We start from the raw sequence: 15,881 nt of genomic DNA on the forward strand, positions 1-15,881 counted from the left end.
GGGGTTTTCACAGTGGCGAAACAATGGCGAAATATTAGCGAAATAGTGGTGAATGTTGATATTGCAGGATTGAACCTATGAACACCTCCGATCGCTTTTAACGAATCGTTTGATCCATCGACAAATTCCTCCACCCCCATCCCGTCTAGCCCCTTACTCATCCACTCACTTACTCATGACCTCGATCGCCCTTTTCGGAACCAGCGCAGACCCACCAACCGCCGGACATCAGGCAGTTTTGGCTTGGCTGGCAGGTCAGTTTGATCAGGTAGCAGTCTGGGCATCCGACAATCCCTTTAAGTCTCACCAGACGCCGCTTGTTCATCGGGCAGCGATGCTGCAACTTTTGATCGAAGATATTGATCCGCCGCGCCACAATTTGTGCCTGGAGGCGGAATTGAGCCATCCCAGAGCATTGATTACGGTGCAGCGCGCCAGAGAACGCTGGCAGGACGCAGACTTTACGCTGGTCATTGGCTCTGATCTGGTGGCGCAGCTTCCCCGATGGTATTGCATTGAGGAACTGTTGCAGCAAGTTCGATTACTCGTGATTCCACGACCGGGCTATCCTTTAAGCGAGGTAGACTTAGAACCCTTGAGACAAATGGGAGCCAGCGTAACGATCGCCTCTATCCCCGTACCAGACGTTTCATCTACCGATTATCGGAAAACTAGAGACGCTGAAGCCGTCATTCCGCCGATCGAGGCATACATTCATCGAGAACAGCTCTACACATGGCAGGACGCAGCACCAAAAAATCTACCGACCCGTTGCGAAGCAGTTCCCCCAAAGAGGTAATCGCGGGAATTCTAGCCGACTTTAAAGTGGGTGTGGACAACGTGATTTTTTCAGTCGATACCGCGCAAAATCGGCTGCTGGTGCTGTTGGTGATGCGTCGGGAAGAGCCGTTTTTGGGACAGTGGAGCCTGCCTGGAACCCTTGTTCGAAAGGGTGAATCGCTCGAAGATGCGGCATATCGGGTGCTATCTGAAAAGATTCGGGTTGAAAATTTGTATCTGGAGCAGCTTTATACTTTTGGCGGACCCGATCGCGATCCGCGTGAAAGCCAGCATCAGTATGGCGTGCGCTATCTCTCGGTCAGTTATTTCGCGCTGGTACGCTTTGCCGAAGCCAAACTGATTGCAGACGGGGTGAGTGGCATTGCCTGGTATCCGCTTCAGCAGGTTCCGCCTTTAGCATTCGATCACAACCAGGTTTTACAGTATGGTTATCGTCGGCTTCGCAATAAGTTAGAGTACAGTCCTGTTGCCTTTGAAGTGCTGCCCGAACTGTTTACTCTCAGCGACTTATATCAGCTTTACACGACTGTTTTAGGCGAAAATTTCTCAGATTATTCTAATTTTCGATCGCGCCTGTTAAAACTCGGCTTTCTACAGGATACCGGAGTCAAAATCTCACGCGGAGCCGGACGGCCTGCCAGCCTTTATCGGTTTGATGCCGATGCGTTTGCTCCTTTTAAGGACAAGCCGTTAGTCTTTATTTAGCAAAGGTCTTTTTTAGCAAAGATAGAGTAGGAAAAGTTAGGATGAAAATTGAGGAATTCATCAGAGAAAAACGCGAAGAGATTTTAGCAATTGCTGCTCAGCATAAAGCTTTAAATGTTCGTATCTTTGGCTCTGTTGCAAGAGACGAGGCAACAAATCATAGCGACATTGACTGCACTAGCAAGCGACAAAATGTGGCAGGACGCGATCGAGCGAAATTTAGAAGTCATTAGCAAAGCGACTAAAAGAACCTCTCAGACATTAAAAACAGCTCACCCTCAAATTCCCCAGAAACAAATTGCTGGAATGCGAAATCTTTTAATTCATGACTCTGGAAGGGTTGATTTTCAAAAAGTTTGGCAAGTGATTGAACAAGATTTAGCTGAATTTAAAGTGAATCCTCTAGCTATTCTTTATCAGCTAAGCGAGTAATTCTTTTTCCTACATTCTTGTAACTCTTGTAATTCCTATGAAAATTGCCATTGCTCAGCTCAATCCTACGATCGGCGATCTTTCCGGCAACGCCCGCCAAATTCTCGAAGCAGCTCAACAGGCAGCGAGTCAAGGTGTTTCTCTCCTACTGACGCCAGAGCTTTCCCTTTGCGGCTATCCGCCTCGCGATTTGCTGCTTCAGCCTGCGTTTGTACGATCGATGGCAGACACGCTAAACCAATTAGCAAAAGATTTGCCCCCTCAAATCGCCGTTCTGGTTGGAACCGTGGTTCCCAACGATCGCGCTGTTCAAACCGGAGGCAAACCGCTGTTTAACAGCATTGCGCTGCTGCAAGATGGCGATGTTCAGCAGTATTTCCACAAGCGGCTGTTGCCCACCTACGATGTGTTCGACGAAGATCGCTACTTTGAGCCGGGGCAGGCAAGCATGGCATTTGCGATCGACTCGCTCAAAATTGGCGTCACCATCTGCGAAGACCTGTGGAACGACGAAGAATTTTGGGGCAAGCGCAGCTATGAAGCCAGCCCGATCGAGGATCTGGTGGCTCAGCAGGTGAATCTAATCGTCAATTTATCTGCCTCTCCCTTTCATATGGGCAAGCAAAGAATTCGCCAAGCCATGCTGCACCATGCGGCGATTCGCTACCAGACTCCGATTATTTATGCTAATCAGGTAGGCGGCAACGATGATCTGATTTTTGACGGCAACAGCAGCGGCTTCGATCGCCGGGGTGAAATGACCTGCCGAGCAAATGCCTTCGAGCCGGATCTGGTCCTGGTTGAATATGATCACACGCAGCAGGATTTGTGCCTCAATCCCAACCAGATCGCGCCGCAGCCTGAAAATGACGACGCCGAAATGTGGTCTGCGCTGGTGCTGGGCTTGCGGGACTACGTGCGAAAGTGCGGCTTCTCGAAGGTTGTGCTGGGCTTAAGCGGCGGGATTGACTCTTCGCTGGTGGCAGCCGTGGCAATGATGGCGATCGGTGCAGAAAATGTGCTGGGAGTTTTGATGCCGTCGCCCTACAGTTCCAAGCACTCGATCACCGATGCCGTGCAGCTCGCGCAGAATCTGGCGATTAAAACCGAGATATTGCCGATCGGCGACCTGATGCAAAGCTACGATCGCACGCTGGCAGAGCTGTTTGCAGATACAGAGTTTGGGCTGGCGGAAGAAAATTTGCAGTCGCGGATTCGTGGCAATCTGCTGATGGCACTCTCGAATAAATTTGGGCATCTGCTGCTGTCTACGGGCAATAAATCCGAAATGGCGGTTGGCTACTGCACCCTCTACGGCGACATGAACGGCGGACTGGCGGTAATTGCAGATGTGCCTAAAACGAAGGTTTATTCCATTTGCCAATGGCTTAACTCCACTGGGCAAAAGCTGATTCCGGCTCATGTTATCGTCAAGCCGCCCAGCGCAGAACTTAAGCCCGGGCAGGTCGATCAAGACTCGCTGCCGCCCTACGACATCCTCGATGACATTCTGCATCAGTTTATCCACGACAATCGATCGCCCGACGAGATTGTTGCAAGTGGGCACGATGCTGCCACGGTCGAGCGTGTGATCAAACTCGTGATTCGTGCCGAATTTAAGCGCAAACAGGCTCCTCCCGGCTTAAAAGTCACCGATCGCGCCTTTGGCACAGGCTGGAGAATGCCAATCGCCAATCGATGGCTGCCCGCGGCTGCTCATCCGGCTACGATCACCATCAAACCTTAGCCAAAGAGAGCCTGCGAGGAATTTAGGGAAATCGAAAAAGCGGTGCTCCCGGCAATCAAATGGGTCAAATCTCCTTTCCCACCGTGGAGGCTGGGGATAGTTCGAGCTGCGATCGCCGTTTTTCACTGTCTTTCCAGAATTTAATCCGAACTTAAACAAGATATCTTGTCAACAAACTTTCGATGCCATATGGCACTCTTTCTAAAGAGTTGCGAATTTTGCTGCGCGGTTTTGGCTCAAGCAATTGCTGTATTAGGATTCTGCTCTAGAAGCAGCGCTCGCCGTTTCAGTAATTTTTCTAAAAAGCAGAGCCAGTTTAGTGAGAATGAGTTGCAATAAGTGTACAATGAGTCTCCAGCAGCGAAACCGACCACCCGTCAGGCAATCTGCTGCAAATATCACAACTGTGCATACTCTTTTACCTCGACTCTTCAACGGGATATGAACAAAATTACGCGACGCGCTTTTTTGTGTGGGGGTGCTGCAACGGCAGCCGTGGCGATTGGTCAAGCAGGGAAAGCAAAGGCTCAATCTCCGGTGGTTCGCACTGCTCAGGCTCAGAATGTGCTGAATCTTTATTCTGGGCGGCACTATGACACCGACACCGCCCTCTACGAAAGTTTCACTGCTAAAACAGGCATTCGCGTCAACCTGATCGAAGCTGAAGCCGACGCGCTGATCGAGCGGATCAAAAGCGAAGGAGCAAACAGTCCAGCCGATGTGCTGATTACCGTCGATGCCGGACGGCTCTGGCGCGCAGCAGAGCAAGAAAGACTGTTACAGCCGATCGACTCTGCAGTGATTCGGCAGGCAGTCCCCGAAAATCTGCGCCATCCTGATGGACTGTGGGTGGGTTTGTCGAAGCGGGCGCGAGTGATCATGTACGACAAAACCAAGGTCAACCCGGCAGAGCTTTCGACTTACGAAGCGTTGGCAGACGAGCGATGGAAAGGACAAATTCTGGTGCGCTCCTCCAGCCATGTTTATAACCAGTCGCTGGTTGGTTCGATGCTGCAAGCCAATGATGCCGCCAGAACAGAAGCCTGGGCAAGAAGCGTGGTGGCAAACTTTGCTCGTGAACCCGAAGGCAACGATACTGCCCAAATCCAAGCTTGTGCTGCGGGAGTAGGGTCGATCGCCATTGTCAACACTTACTATTTGCCTCGCCTTGCCAAGTCTGAAGATCCGGCAGAAAAGGCGATCGCAGAAAAAATTGGCGTATTCTTCCCCAACCAGCGCGATCGGGGAGCGCACGTTAACATCAGCGGCGGCGGCGTGTTAAAGACGGCTCCCAACCCGGAAGCAGCCGTGCAATTCCTGGAGCATCTGGTCAGCCGCGAGTCGCAGGAAATTTTTGCCAAGAGCAACAACGAATATCCGGTCGTGGAAGGCGTATCCCTTGACCCAGTTCTGGCAAGCTACGGCAGATTCCGCGATGATGCGATCAATGCAAGCGTCTTTGGACGAAACAACCCAGCAGCTCTCCAGATTATGGATCGGGCAGGCTGGAAGTAGTTCTGTGGGTCTTGAAGCCATATCCCCTCGTTCCTACTTCAGACCCATCCCCTCCTGCAAGGGCAAGGGTGGGTCGATGATGCTCAATCACTCTTCAGGAGTGGTAACGGCAAAGCGATCGGTTGCTTTGCAGTAACGCGCAGGAATTATGGCGGAACCTAGAGCGCTCGGTTCTCAGGCACATTCCCCCTTCACACCAGCGGAGGGGCTTTTTTGTGCCTTTGCTGCCCGCAGACCTGCCTGAATTTTCTATGGCATCCATTCCAGCCCGATTCCGACCCGGCTATCTTTACGCTGTGGGGCGTTTTGCTGCTGCACATCGGCAGAGACACGCAGGTTCGGTGTGACCGCGTAGCCTACAGAAAGCGTTGTGAGTCCAACTTCTGATTCTGAACCGGGCGCGACCCAGCTTTGGCTCAGCACAACATCAGCGGCTCCGGTTCTGGATAGGGCAAGGATGAGTCGGACTCCCACATTCACGCCGTCGGTTGTGCCGTCAACAGTTTCGATATGGCGATAACCTACGATCGGCGCAAGATTAACATTGCTGCCCAGGGGCAAAACGTAATAGTGCAAATCGGCTCCATAGGATTCGATTGGGCGATCGAAGGCAGTTTGATACTGTGCGCTAAGGGTCAGGGGCGATCGACCGAGAAACACATCTTCCACGCCCACCAGAACCCCGGCTGCCTGTTCGCTGGCAGGATACTGGGAATACAAGAGTCTCAGGCGCGTCCGAAAACTAGGATCGCTGCGAATTTGCGATCGCACATCCGGCACTTCATTTAGCCATCGCTGCAAAACTGGACTATTTTCGATGATGCTGGGATCCAGATCGATGGACTGCTCAGTCCTAGAAGCAGGACTTTCTTCAGGAGACGCAGTAGGCTGAGCCTCGGCTGAAACGACTCCTGCTAGGATGAACCCTATGCTCAACAGCGCAGATTTTAGAAGGGCAGATTTTAGAAGGGCAGACTGAATGCCCACCGTCAGATTCGTCATCGAAACCATCATGCAAGTATTAGTCACTGGAGTTGCCGGATTCATAGGCTATCATCTCGCCGAGCGGCTATTAGCAAACGGCTTTGCGGTTTATGGCATCGATAACCTGAACGAATACTACGATGTCAACCTGAAGAAAGCGAGACTGGCAAGACTGACGGATAAACCAGGATTTACGTTTCAGTATCTTGACCTGAGCAATCGATCGGAAATAGCCAACCTGTTTCAGCAGCAGCAGTTTGATTATGTGATAAATCTGGCAGCGCAGGCGGGCGTCCGCTATTCGCTCAGCAACCCCTGGGCGTATGTAGACAGCAACGTCACAGGGTTCGTAAATTTGCTGGAGGGCTGTCGTCAGAGCCAGATCCAGCATCTTGTTTTTGCCTCTTCTAGTTCGGTCTATGGCATTAATCCCAAAGTGCCTTTCTCCACCAGCGATAACGTCGATCACCCCATTTCCCTCTACGCTGCCACCAAAAAAGCCAACGAACTGATGGCTCACACCTACAGCCATTTGTATGGGCTGCCTACGACCGGACTCCGCTTTTTCACCGTTTATGGAGCCTGGGGACGACCGGATATGGCATATTTCAAATTTGTGCAGGCGGTAGAGTCGGGTCAGGCGATCGATGTTTACAATCACGGCGAAATGCAGCGCGACTTTACTTATATTGATGACGTAATTGAAGGGGTGGTGCGCGTTATGCAAAACCCGCCTCATTCCGGTAACTCTAATGTAGCCAGCCAGGCTCCCTACAAGCTCTACAACATCGGCAATCATCAGCCCGTGTCACTGCTGCGCTTTATCGAAGTGATCGAGCAAACCCTCGGCAAAACCGCCCAAAAGAACTTCCTGCCGATGCAGCCCGGAGACGTGCCCACGACTTACGCTGATGTCGCTGACCTGATGCGCGATGTTGGCTTCCAGCCCAGCACCCCGATCGAAACCGGAATTGCTCGCTTTGTGGAATGGTATCGATCGTATTACGGCAGTTCAGAACGACAGCGTTAAACCAGAAGTAAAACCAGAGACAAAACCAGAAGTAAAACCAGGGATAAGGGAAGGGTCAATTCAAGGGGCTGCCTAACGGGGTCAAACTCAACCCTTTATCCTTGGATTCAGCGGATTCAGCAACGTCGCAAATTTATCCTTGTGTCTTTTCGTCGAGCGTGTCTTCGCTATCTCCTGCACCAATCAGAGTGGCGAGAATTTGGCTGTCCGGGAACGTTTCGAGCGCGAGTTTTTTGATCAGCACGGTCAGCGGCAACGCCAGAAATGCACCGATCGGACCCAGAATCCACGTCCATAAAATGACTGCCAGAAAAGTGGTCAGCGTTGATAAATCCAAGCCGCGACCCAGATAGCGTGGACCCACCACCACATCAAAAAAGTTATTAATCAGGGCATAGCCAATAAACACGATCGCCGCCTTCACAAACCCAAACTCCAGCAACGCCAGCACCAGCGGCGGAACCAGCGCAATCACATAGCCAATGTTAGGAATAAAGTTAAACAAAAACGACAGCACGCCCCACAGCACGGCAAAATCCACGCCCAGAAACAGCAGCAGAATCGTTTGTCCGATCGCCGACATTCCCCCCAGCCAGCTTTTGATCAGCAGATAAACGCTAATGCTGCGGCTAAAGGCAGTCAAGCGAGCCAGCATCGGATTTCTAGCTCCTAAACCACGCTTCAGCTTGTTGGAAAAGCTCGATGCCCCGATCAGCATATAAATAAAGATGAACAGGGTTAAGCCTGCGTTGCTGAGCGTGCCGATCAGTCCGCGAATAAAGGCGATCGTAAGCTGAATAATGCGTCCCGGATTGATCAAATCAAGCTGAAAAATGTCTTCCTGCTGGATACCAAAGCGAGCAAGCTGCTGCTGCATGAGCGCAAACTGAGTTTCCAGCAACGGGCGATACTGCGGCAGTGCCTCTGAGAGCTGAGCGACCGAAATCCCGAGAAACACAACCAGCACCAGCCCGATCGCAATGACGCCCAGAATCACAATCATGTAAGCTAGCCAACCCGGAACTCGCTTATGCCGCAGCCAAGCCAAAAGCGGCGAACACACCAGCACAATAAACAGCGACAGCAAAATCGGGCTGAGCAAACCAGATGCTGCCTTTAAGCCCGCGATCACAATGACCAGACTGGCTAGGCTGACAAGTAGGCGAGTGAGAGAGCGATCGGACATAGGGAGTGGATGGGGGGATGGGAAGCGGAGTGGATGACGGGATGGAGAGTAGAGCCTAGGATGGGTTAGCGCAGCGTAATGCAGCAGCTTCGGGCGTTGGGCAGCGGTGAAGACCGTGAGGTGAGGACGATAGGGTAAGGATTGTAGGGTGAGGACTCTATTACGAGCATACGGGCGGAGTGGAGGAAAGCAGAAAGAGAATTGCTATTAGGAATCTTGCCCCGATCGCGTAATGACCAAAACACTCCTGAAAAAGCCTGTTTCGCAGCATTATACGGGAAGGAATGGAAGATACAGGAAGGAATAGAGGCGATCGCAGAATTGTCGCCAGAATTCAAGCACTTCGTGCAAAGCAGAATTAGACGTGAGATAAACTGAAGAATCGAACTTCTGCACGAAAAGGGAACCGATTATGCGACTGTCTCAAATGCTGTTTGTCACCCTGCGGGAAGATCCGGCAGAGGCAGAAATCCCCAGCCACAAGCTTTTGGTGCGGGCGGGCTATATTCGGCGGATTGGCAGCGGCATTTATGCGTATTTGCCGATGATGTGGCGCGTGCTGCAAAAGGTTTCCCAGATTGTGCGCGAAGAGATGAACGCTGCCGGGGCACAGGAAACATTGCTGCCGCAGCTTCAGCCGTCGGAACTGTGGAAAGAGTCGGGACGGTGGGACACTTATACCCAGGCAGAAGGCATTATGTTTGCCTTTCCCGATCGCCAGAAGCGAGAAGTGGCTTTGGGACCGACGCATGAAGAAGTGATTACGGCGGTCGCCCGCGATATGATTCGCTCGTATCGTCAGTTGCCGGTTAATCTGTATCAGATTCAGACCAAGTTCCGGGATGAGATTCGTCCCCGCTTTGGCTTGATGCGCGGCAGAGAATTCATCATGAAAGATGCCTACTCCTTTGATCTGGATGAAGTGGGCATGAAGGAGTCTTATCGCAAGATGCACGATGCCTATCATCGAATTTTGACGCGCTGCGGACTGGAGTTTCGCGCCGTCGATGCGGATTCGGGGGCGATCGGCGGTTCCGGCTCTCAAGAATTCATGGTGCTGGCAGCAGCAGGCGAAGACGAAGTGCTGTACACCGAAGACGGTCAGTACGCCGCAAACGTAGAAAAAGCGGTTTCCCTGCCGCCCGACGCGGAGCCTTCGCCCTTTGAGAAATTTGAAAAGCGCGATACGCCTAACACGCCCACGATCGAAAGTCTGGCAAAATTCCTGAATTGCTCTCCAACGGCGATCGTCAAGAACGTACTGTATCAGGTGGTTTACGATAACGGCAAAACGGTGCTGGTAATCGTCAGCATTCGAGGCGATCAGGATGTGAACGAGGTGAAGCTGCAAAACGAACTGACCAAACTGGCAGGACAGTACGGCGGCAAAACGATCATTGCCCTATCCGTTCCCTCGGCCGAAGAGCAGCAAAAATGGGCAGCGAAAGCACTGCCGCTGGGATACATGGCTCCCGACCTCAACGATGACTACATTAAGCCTCTTAAAGACCTGGAGCCGAAGTTCTTGCGATTGGTTGATAAGACAGCTGTAGATTTGCAGCTTTTTGTTACGGGATCTAATGAAACCGATCGCCACGTCGTTGGCGCAAACTGGGGCACTCAATTCAAACTGCCGCCGCTGCAAGTCGATGTGCGAAAGGCAAGCGCAGGCGATCGAGCCATGCACGATCCCAGCCAGACGCTTCAGACAGCGCGAGGCATTGAAATCGGGCATATTTTCCAGCTTGGAACCAAATACTCGAAGGCAATGGGCGCGACCTTTACCAGCGAACAGGGTGAAGAACTGCCCTTTGTAATGGGCTGCTACGGCATCGGCGTATCTCGATTGGCGCAGTCTGCGGTAGAGCAGTCCTATGACAAAGACGGCATCGTGTGGCCCGTTGCCATTGCACCCTATCAGGCGATCGTCGTCATTCCCAATGTCAACGATACAGATCAAGTGTCGGCGGCAAACGTGATTTATACCGAGCTAAGCCGGGCTGGCGTTGAGGTAATGCTCGACGATCGCGATGAGCGGGCTGGCGTGAAGTTTAAAGATGCGGATCTGATTGGCATTCCTTACCGGATTGTGACAGGTCGATCCCTCCAGCAGGGCAAAGTCGAAGTCGTTCGTCGGGCAACTCGGGAATCTCAGGAAATCTCCATTCATGAAGTTGTTCCAACGATCAAACGCTGGCTGGAAGAAGCGGTCAAGGGTTAAGGTCTGGGGTTAATCCACCTTCTGAGCTGAAATCGTTCCGAATCGTTGTTTCCTTTTTTATATCTTTGGGAATGCGCTAAGTTTCTATACCAAGTTGAGCCAGCAAAACATCAGGAGAGTAAAATTCACGCTTTTTTCATCTGCCTAAAGTGTGTAATGTGAACTTTTTTGAGATTCTGTTAGCAATTCTTCTCTAAGCCTCATCTTAGAAATAGAACTTTATTGCTGAACTCAGCAGGTAGGGAAACACCGATCATGTCAGAAACCGCTTTCGACCAAGAGCATTTGCTTCATTGCATTACAAGTCGGATTCGCCAATCGCTTGAGCTGCAGGAGATTTTAACCACAGCAGCCCAAGAGATTCGAGGTTTTCTTGACATCGATCGTGTTAAAGTGTACCGCTTTGAGCCAGATGGAAGTGGGATCGTTATTGCAGAGTCGATTCAGGATGCACGCTTGCCTTCTTTGCTGGGCTTGCGCTTTCCTGCTGGAGATATTCCGTCTCAGGCACGAGAACTTTTTCTCCGAACTCGGCAGCGCGTGATTGTTGATGTTTCCGCACAGCGCAAAACGCTCAATGCCCTCGACTGCCAGGAAACCGGGCAACCCCTCTTGATCGAGGATCTGCGGTACGCGCCTGTTGATCCGTGCCATGTCCAGTATTTGCTGGCAATGGGGGTGATGGCATCGTTAGTTTTGCCGATCGTGCATAAGCAGCAGCTCTGGGGTCTGGTGGCAATTCATCATGCTTCGCCTCGCCACTTTTCTAAGCAGGAGTTGCAGATGGTGCAGCTTTTGATTGATCAGGTATCGATCGCCATTGCTCAATCCACGCTGCTTAAGCAGGTTCAACAGCAGGCGTATCACGAAGCGACGATTAATCGCATCAGCAGTTTGCTGCATTGCCCCTTGAGCCAGGCTGAAATTCGTCAGGTGGTTTTAGAGGAAACGGTCAAAGCTCTGGACGGCTCAGGAGGACGGCTTTATCTGGTGGCAGAACCGGGGGGAGAACCAGCACAGCTTTACACCTTTGGCGAACAGCCGAGCGAAGCCTTTATTGAAGAGGGCTGCGGATGGCAGCAGGTAATGGGTGGGCAGTACCCTTTACCCGATCAACCTGTCACAGATTATGCAGTGGCGACGATCTGGAAACCCTCTGGACATGCCCTCATGCCGCTCAGCTTTCTCGGGCAAACGATCGCAGCTCGGGGGATTACAGAACGAAACATGACAAGGCAAACCCTGAGCCAGCAAAATGATCGTGGGCAAGGTTCCAGGGAAAGTGTTTATTCAGAAAATGGAGGACTGTTGCCTCCCGCAATGTTCACCAATCTGTTTCAAGATCCTCAGTTTCGGCCCCTTGCCGCTGCTTTTCAATCGACTCCGATTCGCTCGGTGCTGGTGATTCCGCTTCAGTATCATCATCAGCGTGTGGGTTGGCTGAGCGTGTTCCGCAACGGCTATGATACCGAAATCCTGTGGGCGGGTCGTCAAAATCCTGATGAGCGCAATCAGCTTCCTCGTCGGTCTTTTGAGGCATGGCGCGAGCTGAAAACCGATCAAAGTCCCGAATGGAGCCAGGAAGTCGTCAAGCTGGCACAAACGATCGGGATTCACCTGTACATGGCAACCATGCAAAAACGGGTGGAGGAACTGCTGCGGCACGAAGCCTCCCACGATCGCCTGACCAAGCTGCCCAATCGGCTATTGTTCGACGAACAGCTTTCTCTGGCACTGGTGTCGGCGCAACAGCGAGGAGAAACGCTTGCCGTGGCTTTTCTGGATCTCGATCGCTTTAAGACTGTAAACGACACGCTGGGACACGCTGTAGGAGATCAGTTGCTTCAGCAGGTGACCAAGCGGCTTCAGGGCTGTTTACGCCAGTGCGATACCATCTCACGCTGGGGAGGAGATGAATTTACGCTGCTGTTTCCCCACATCGGCTATGTGGATGATGTGAATAAGCTGACCCAGCGCGTCCTGGATGTGTTGAGTGCACCCTTTTATCTGGAAAGCCAGGAACTCTATGTATCCGCTAGTTTGGGCATTGCCCTCTTTCCCTACGACGGTGAAGATGTCGAAACCCTGCTAAAACACGCTGATACTGCGATGTACCGCGCTAAGCAGCAAGGTCGCAACAATTATCAGATTTACTCTCCAGAAATGAATCTGCAGGCACGAGAACGCCTGGAACTTGAAACCGACCTGCGAAAGGCAATGATCAAAAACGAGTTTCTGCTGCACTATCAGCCCCAGGTGGATATTTACACAAGCGAGATTTCCAGCATGGAAGCCCTGATTCGCTGGCAGCATCCTCAGCTTGGACTGGTTCCCCCCAATCAATTTATTCCCCTCGCTGAAGAAACGGGATTAATTGGGGCGATCGGAGCCTGGGTGATTGAGACGGCGTGTGCACAACATCAGGCGTGGCGGGCTGCGGGTCTGCCGCCGATCCGGGTTGCGGTGAACCTTTCTGCCGATCAGTTTCAGCAGCGCAATTTGGTGAAAACGATCGTGCAAATCCTCCAGAAAACAAAGGTTGAGCCGCAGTATTTAGAGCTAGAAATCACCGAAAGCATGGCAATGCAGGACGTTAACTTCACCATTTCCGTCTTGCAGGAACTTCAGCGCATGGGCATCCAGATTGCAATGGATGACTTCGGCACGGGCTACTCGTCGCTCAACTCGATCAAGCATCTTCCCCTGAACACGCTCAAAATTGACAAGTCTTTTGTGCGCGATTTGATTACCGATCCAAGCGATACAGCGATCGCCAAAGCAGTTGTGGCATTGGGGCAGGGGCTAAATCTGAAGACGCTTGCAGAGGGTGTGGAAACGGTGGAGCAGCTTGAATTTTTGCGCCTCCTGGGGTGTGATGTAGCACAGGGCTATTTGTTCAGTAAACCCCTCCCTGCCGAAGCAGTCGTTGACTTTGTGCTAAATCATACCAACGCGGTCACCTCACGGATTCAGCTAGAAGCGGCTGAGCTGCCAAAACGGAACAATTCAACCCCACCCAAAGCCAATCCTGCATCCCCCGCCGGATATCCAGAATGCAAACACTGTCCCCATGTAAAATCGCTTCAGGCTTCCGTGAAGGACTTAAAACAGCAGCTCAAGCAGCACAAGAAAATTGAGGGGACGCTTCGTCAGCAGTGGAGGCACCGATCGCGATGAGACTGGGTGCTGTCTTGCTGATCATCGTCCTTGGCGGTGTAACCCCATCCCTGCCCACTGACTCACTTCTCCACCTTTCTAGCAGGGGTCAATTTCTGGTAGCTTAAAGCATGAGTTATTCAGGTGCAGTTCTCGCTGTTGACCTGTCGCTGTACTGGGAGGAAAATCATGTCTATTCTGTTTCAACTTGCCCTCGCTGCCCTCGTGGTGATGTCGTTTGTGATGGTAATTGGCGTTCCGGTCGCCTATGCCTCGCCCCGCAACTGGGAGCAATCTAAGCGGCTGATTCTGCTGGGTTCTGGAGTGTGGCTGCTGCTAGTGCTTTTAGTGGGCGGCTTAAACTACTTTGTGGTTTAGTGGTTTAGCCTAGAAGAAGGCGTTTTGTGCAGGGCGATCGGATTGGAACCGCTCTGATGCAAAGAACCTGTTCACCCCAATTGTTTATACCAGTTGGGTAAAGCTCACGGAAGTTGTTATGGCTGTTTTTGAGGGCACGTTTACCGATACTGCCGCTCTGCGTTTCGCGATCGTCATTGGTCGATTTAATGACCTAGTGACCGGGAAATTGCTGGAGGGCTGCCAGGATTGTCTTAAGCGTCATGGGATCGATGCCGATCCTCATGGGACTCAGGTTGACTACTTTTGGGTTCCGGGCTGCTTTGAGATTCCGCTTATGGCACGTCAACTTGCAATTTCCCATCAATACGATGCCATTATCTGCATTGGCGCAGTGATTCGCGGCTCTACGCCCCACTTTGACTATGTGGCTGCCGAAGTGTCCAAAGGAATTGCTGCTGCCGGATTCCAGACTGGCGTTCCGGTAATTTTCGGCGTATTGACGACCGACACCATGCAGCAGGCACTCGAACGGGCAGGCATCAAGAGCAACAAAGGCTGGGATTATGCAATGGGGGCGATCGAGATGGCAACCCTGATGCGTCAGGTTCGCAGCCTCAACGCTGACCCCAGCGGCAGTCTTCCAGGCAGCAGCGCAGCCCTTCCCGCGACGCTCAAGAACATTACCGCTTCGGCTGAATAGCAGATTGATGTCGCTCCGGTCTCAAAAAACTGTTCAGAAAACCTTGACAAAACCTCAGTTTTTTGAGACATTAGTAAATGTGCTTGATGCGGGTATAGCTCAGTGGTAGAGCGCAACCTTGCCAAGGTTGATGTCGCGCGTTCGAATCGCGTTACCCGCTTACTCAATCCTCAATCAATATTGCTTAATCAATCGCTCTTGATTGATGTTAATGAATATCTTAATTAATAAGAGTTTTTGGGATGAAAGCATTTTTGTGGCTTGCTCCCTGCTGCTCTCTCCACTCCCCTGCCCATTGGAACTGCACTCTGGCGCGACGAGCGGCAATTTCATCTTCTGGACGATCGCCCACATAATAGGTTTTTTCAGGCGTTTGCTTGTGCCGCGCCATTGCCAAATTCAGCATTCCTGCGCCCAGTTTGCGGTACTGCCCTGACCACTGACTTCTGCTGTGGTTATAAACATTGTGGCGAGTCACTCGAAAACACTTTTTGCCGCCGAAGTCTGGACAGAAGTAAATCTCTTTTAGCCGTGGAAAGAGTTCTAGCGTGTATTGCTGTTCTGCGATGCATTGCTGTATTGATTTGTGTCCTGCCGCAACCCCGCCTTGATTGGTAATCCCAACCATAATCCATTCATCGGAATAAGAACGAAGCGCATCTTCAACCCCTGCGATCGCCTGCTGATCTTGGGAATGCTGGAAGTACTGCTCTCCACTGAGCGATTGCCGGATTGTGCCGTCAAGGTCTAGCAGGAGTAGGGACATCGTTCTGCATCAGGGAAGGATAGTATCTGCATCTTAGGCTGGGGCTAGCTCCCTTCCCTCCTGCTAATGGCATGACGGCTGAAACGATCGCTGCCCCTTTAGAAGGAATGATTGATCTAATCGTGACAGCACTTAAAGAACAATAGGCAAAAAACAATATGAATTAGGAAGAGTGTCCATGAGTGATTGAATAGAGAAGTTGTCAACAGAAGTACACTCCGGTGACGGATTATCTACAGGATGTGGCTTCTGCTTCGCCACAGGAGAGGTTAGAGCCG

The 15,881-nt window shown here is 51.6% G+C and carries 13 protein-coding genes, 1 tRNA gene and 1 pseudogene; 12 read left to right on the forward strand and 3 right to left on the reverse strand.

The window, feature by feature from the left end:
* Window positions 1-175: 175 nt before the first annotated feature.
* From NDI45_RS05320 to NDI45_RS05345, 6 genes and pseudogenes are all read left to right on the forward strand, one after another.
* A complete protein-coding gene (locus NDI45_RS05320) occupies window positions 176-799 on the forward strand; it encodes a nicotinate-nucleotide adenylyltransferase (RefSeq protein ID WP_190794161.1) in 624 nt (207 codons plus the stop codon).
* Window positions 736-1,506, forward strand: a complete 771-nt coding sequence (locus tag NDI45_RS05325; RefSeq protein ID WP_190794162.1) for an NUDIX domain-containing protein — start codon at window positions 736-738, stop codon at window positions 1,504-1,506. Before NDI45_RS05320 ends, NDI45_RS05325 begins: the two co-directional genes overlap by 64 nt.
* A 41-nt stretch (window positions 1,507-1,547) precedes the next feature.
* A pseudogene (locus NDI45_RS05330) lies at window positions 1,548-1,679 on the forward strand (nucleotidyltransferase domain-containing protein); the annotation flags it as partial.
* A gap of 19 nt (window positions 1,680-1,698) precedes the next feature.
* Window positions 1,699-1,938 carry a HepT-like ribonuclease domain-containing protein gene (locus NDI45_RS05335; RefSeq protein ID WP_190794164.1) on the forward strand — a complete coding sequence of 80 codons (240 nt, stop codon included), beginning with the start codon at window positions 1,699-1,701 and terminating at the stop codon, window positions 1,936-1,938.
* A gap of 37 nt (window positions 1,939-1,975) precedes the next feature.
* Window positions 1,976-3,685 carry an NAD+ synthase gene (locus tag NDI45_RS05340; RefSeq protein WP_348246697.1) on the forward strand — a complete coding sequence of 570 codons (1,710 nt, stop codon included), beginning with the start codon at window positions 1,976-1,978 and terminating at the stop codon, window positions 3,683-3,685.
* 441 nt (window positions 3,686-4,126) lie between these two features.
* The gene (locus NDI45_RS05345; protein WP_190794166.1) at window positions 4,127-5,200 is read left to right on the forward strand and encodes a Fe(3+) ABC transporter substrate-binding protein; all 1,074 of its coding nucleotides are present in this window, start codon (window positions 4,127-4,129) and stop codon (window positions 5,198-5,200) included.
* 249 nt (window positions 5,201-5,449) lie between these two features.
* On the opposite strand, the gene NDI45_RS05350 is transcribed toward NDI45_RS05345, so the two are convergent.
* Entirely contained in the window at window positions 5,450-6,202 is a 753-nt protein-coding gene (locus NDI45_RS05350; RefSeq protein ID WP_348246698.1) for a hypothetical protein, read from the reverse strand.
* Between the two features lie 10 nt (window positions 6,203-6,212).
* On the opposite strand from NDI45_RS05350, the gene NDI45_RS05355 reads away from it, so the two are divergent.
* On the forward strand, window positions 6,213-7,214 hold the full coding sequence (locus tag NDI45_RS05355) for an NAD-dependent epimerase (protein WP_190794168.1): 1,002 nt from the start codon (window positions 6,213-6,215) through the stop codon (window positions 7,212-7,214).
* Between the two features lie 133 nt (window positions 7,215-7,347).
* Here NDI45_RS05355 and NDI45_RS05360 read toward each other — a convergent pair whose 3' ends face one another.
* Complete coding sequence (locus tag NDI45_RS05360; protein ID WP_348246699.1) at window positions 7,348-8,400, reverse strand: AI-2E family transporter; 1,053 nt, start codon at window positions 8,398-8,400, stop codon at window positions 7,348-7,350.
* 412 nt (window positions 8,401-8,812) lie between these two features.
* On the opposite strand from NDI45_RS05360, the gene NDI45_RS05365 reads away from it, so the two are divergent.
* The 5 genes from NDI45_RS05365 to NDI45_RS05385 all read left to right on the forward strand — a co-directional run bounded on the left by NDI45_RS05365 (window position 8,813) and on the right by NDI45_RS05385 (window position 14,997).
* Window positions 8,813-10,621: a proline--tRNA ligase gene (locus NDI45_RS05365; protein ID WP_348246700.1), complete on the forward strand. Its 1,809-nt coding sequence runs from the start codon at window positions 8,813-8,815 to the stop codon at window positions 10,619-10,621.
* Between the two features lie 255 nt (window positions 10,622-10,876).
* A complete protein-coding gene (locus NDI45_RS05370) occupies window positions 10,877-13,798 on the forward strand; it encodes an EAL domain-containing protein (RefSeq protein ID WP_348246701.1) in 2,922 nt (973 codons plus the stop codon).
* Between the two features lie 168 nt (window positions 13,799-13,966).
* Window positions 13,967-14,155 (forward strand): photosystem II reaction center protein PsbZ, encoded by a 189-nt coding sequence (gene psbZ, locus NDI45_RS05375; RefSeq protein ID WP_190794172.1) that lies wholly within the window; start codon window positions 13,967-13,969, stop codon window positions 14,153-14,155.
* A 118-nt stretch (window positions 14,156-14,273) separates the two neighbouring features.
* The gene (ribH, locus tag NDI45_RS05380; protein ID WP_190794173.1) at window positions 14,274-14,837 is read left to right on the forward strand and encodes a 6,7-dimethyl-8-ribityllumazine synthase; all 564 of its coding nucleotides are present in this window, start codon (window positions 14,274-14,276) and stop codon (window positions 14,835-14,837) included.
* Window positions 14,838-14,925: 88 nt separating this feature from the next.
* A tRNA-Gly gene (locus NDI45_RS05385) sits at window positions 14,926-14,997 on the forward strand.
* 60 nt (window positions 14,998-15,057) lie between these two features.
* Here NDI45_RS05385 and NDI45_RS05390 read toward each other — a convergent pair.
* The gene (locus NDI45_RS05390) at window positions 15,058-15,603 is read right to left on the reverse strand and encodes a polynucleotide kinase (protein ID WP_348246702.1); all 546 of its coding nucleotides are present in this window, start codon (window positions 15,601-15,603) and stop codon (window positions 15,058-15,060) included.
* Window positions 15,604-15,881: the final 278 nt, after the last annotated feature.

The sequence above is a fragment of the Leptolyngbya sp. GB1-A1 genome, from assembly GCF_039962475.1.
GTDB lineage: Bacteria > Cyanobacteriota > Cyanobacteriia > Elainellales > Elainellaceae > Leptolyngbya_A.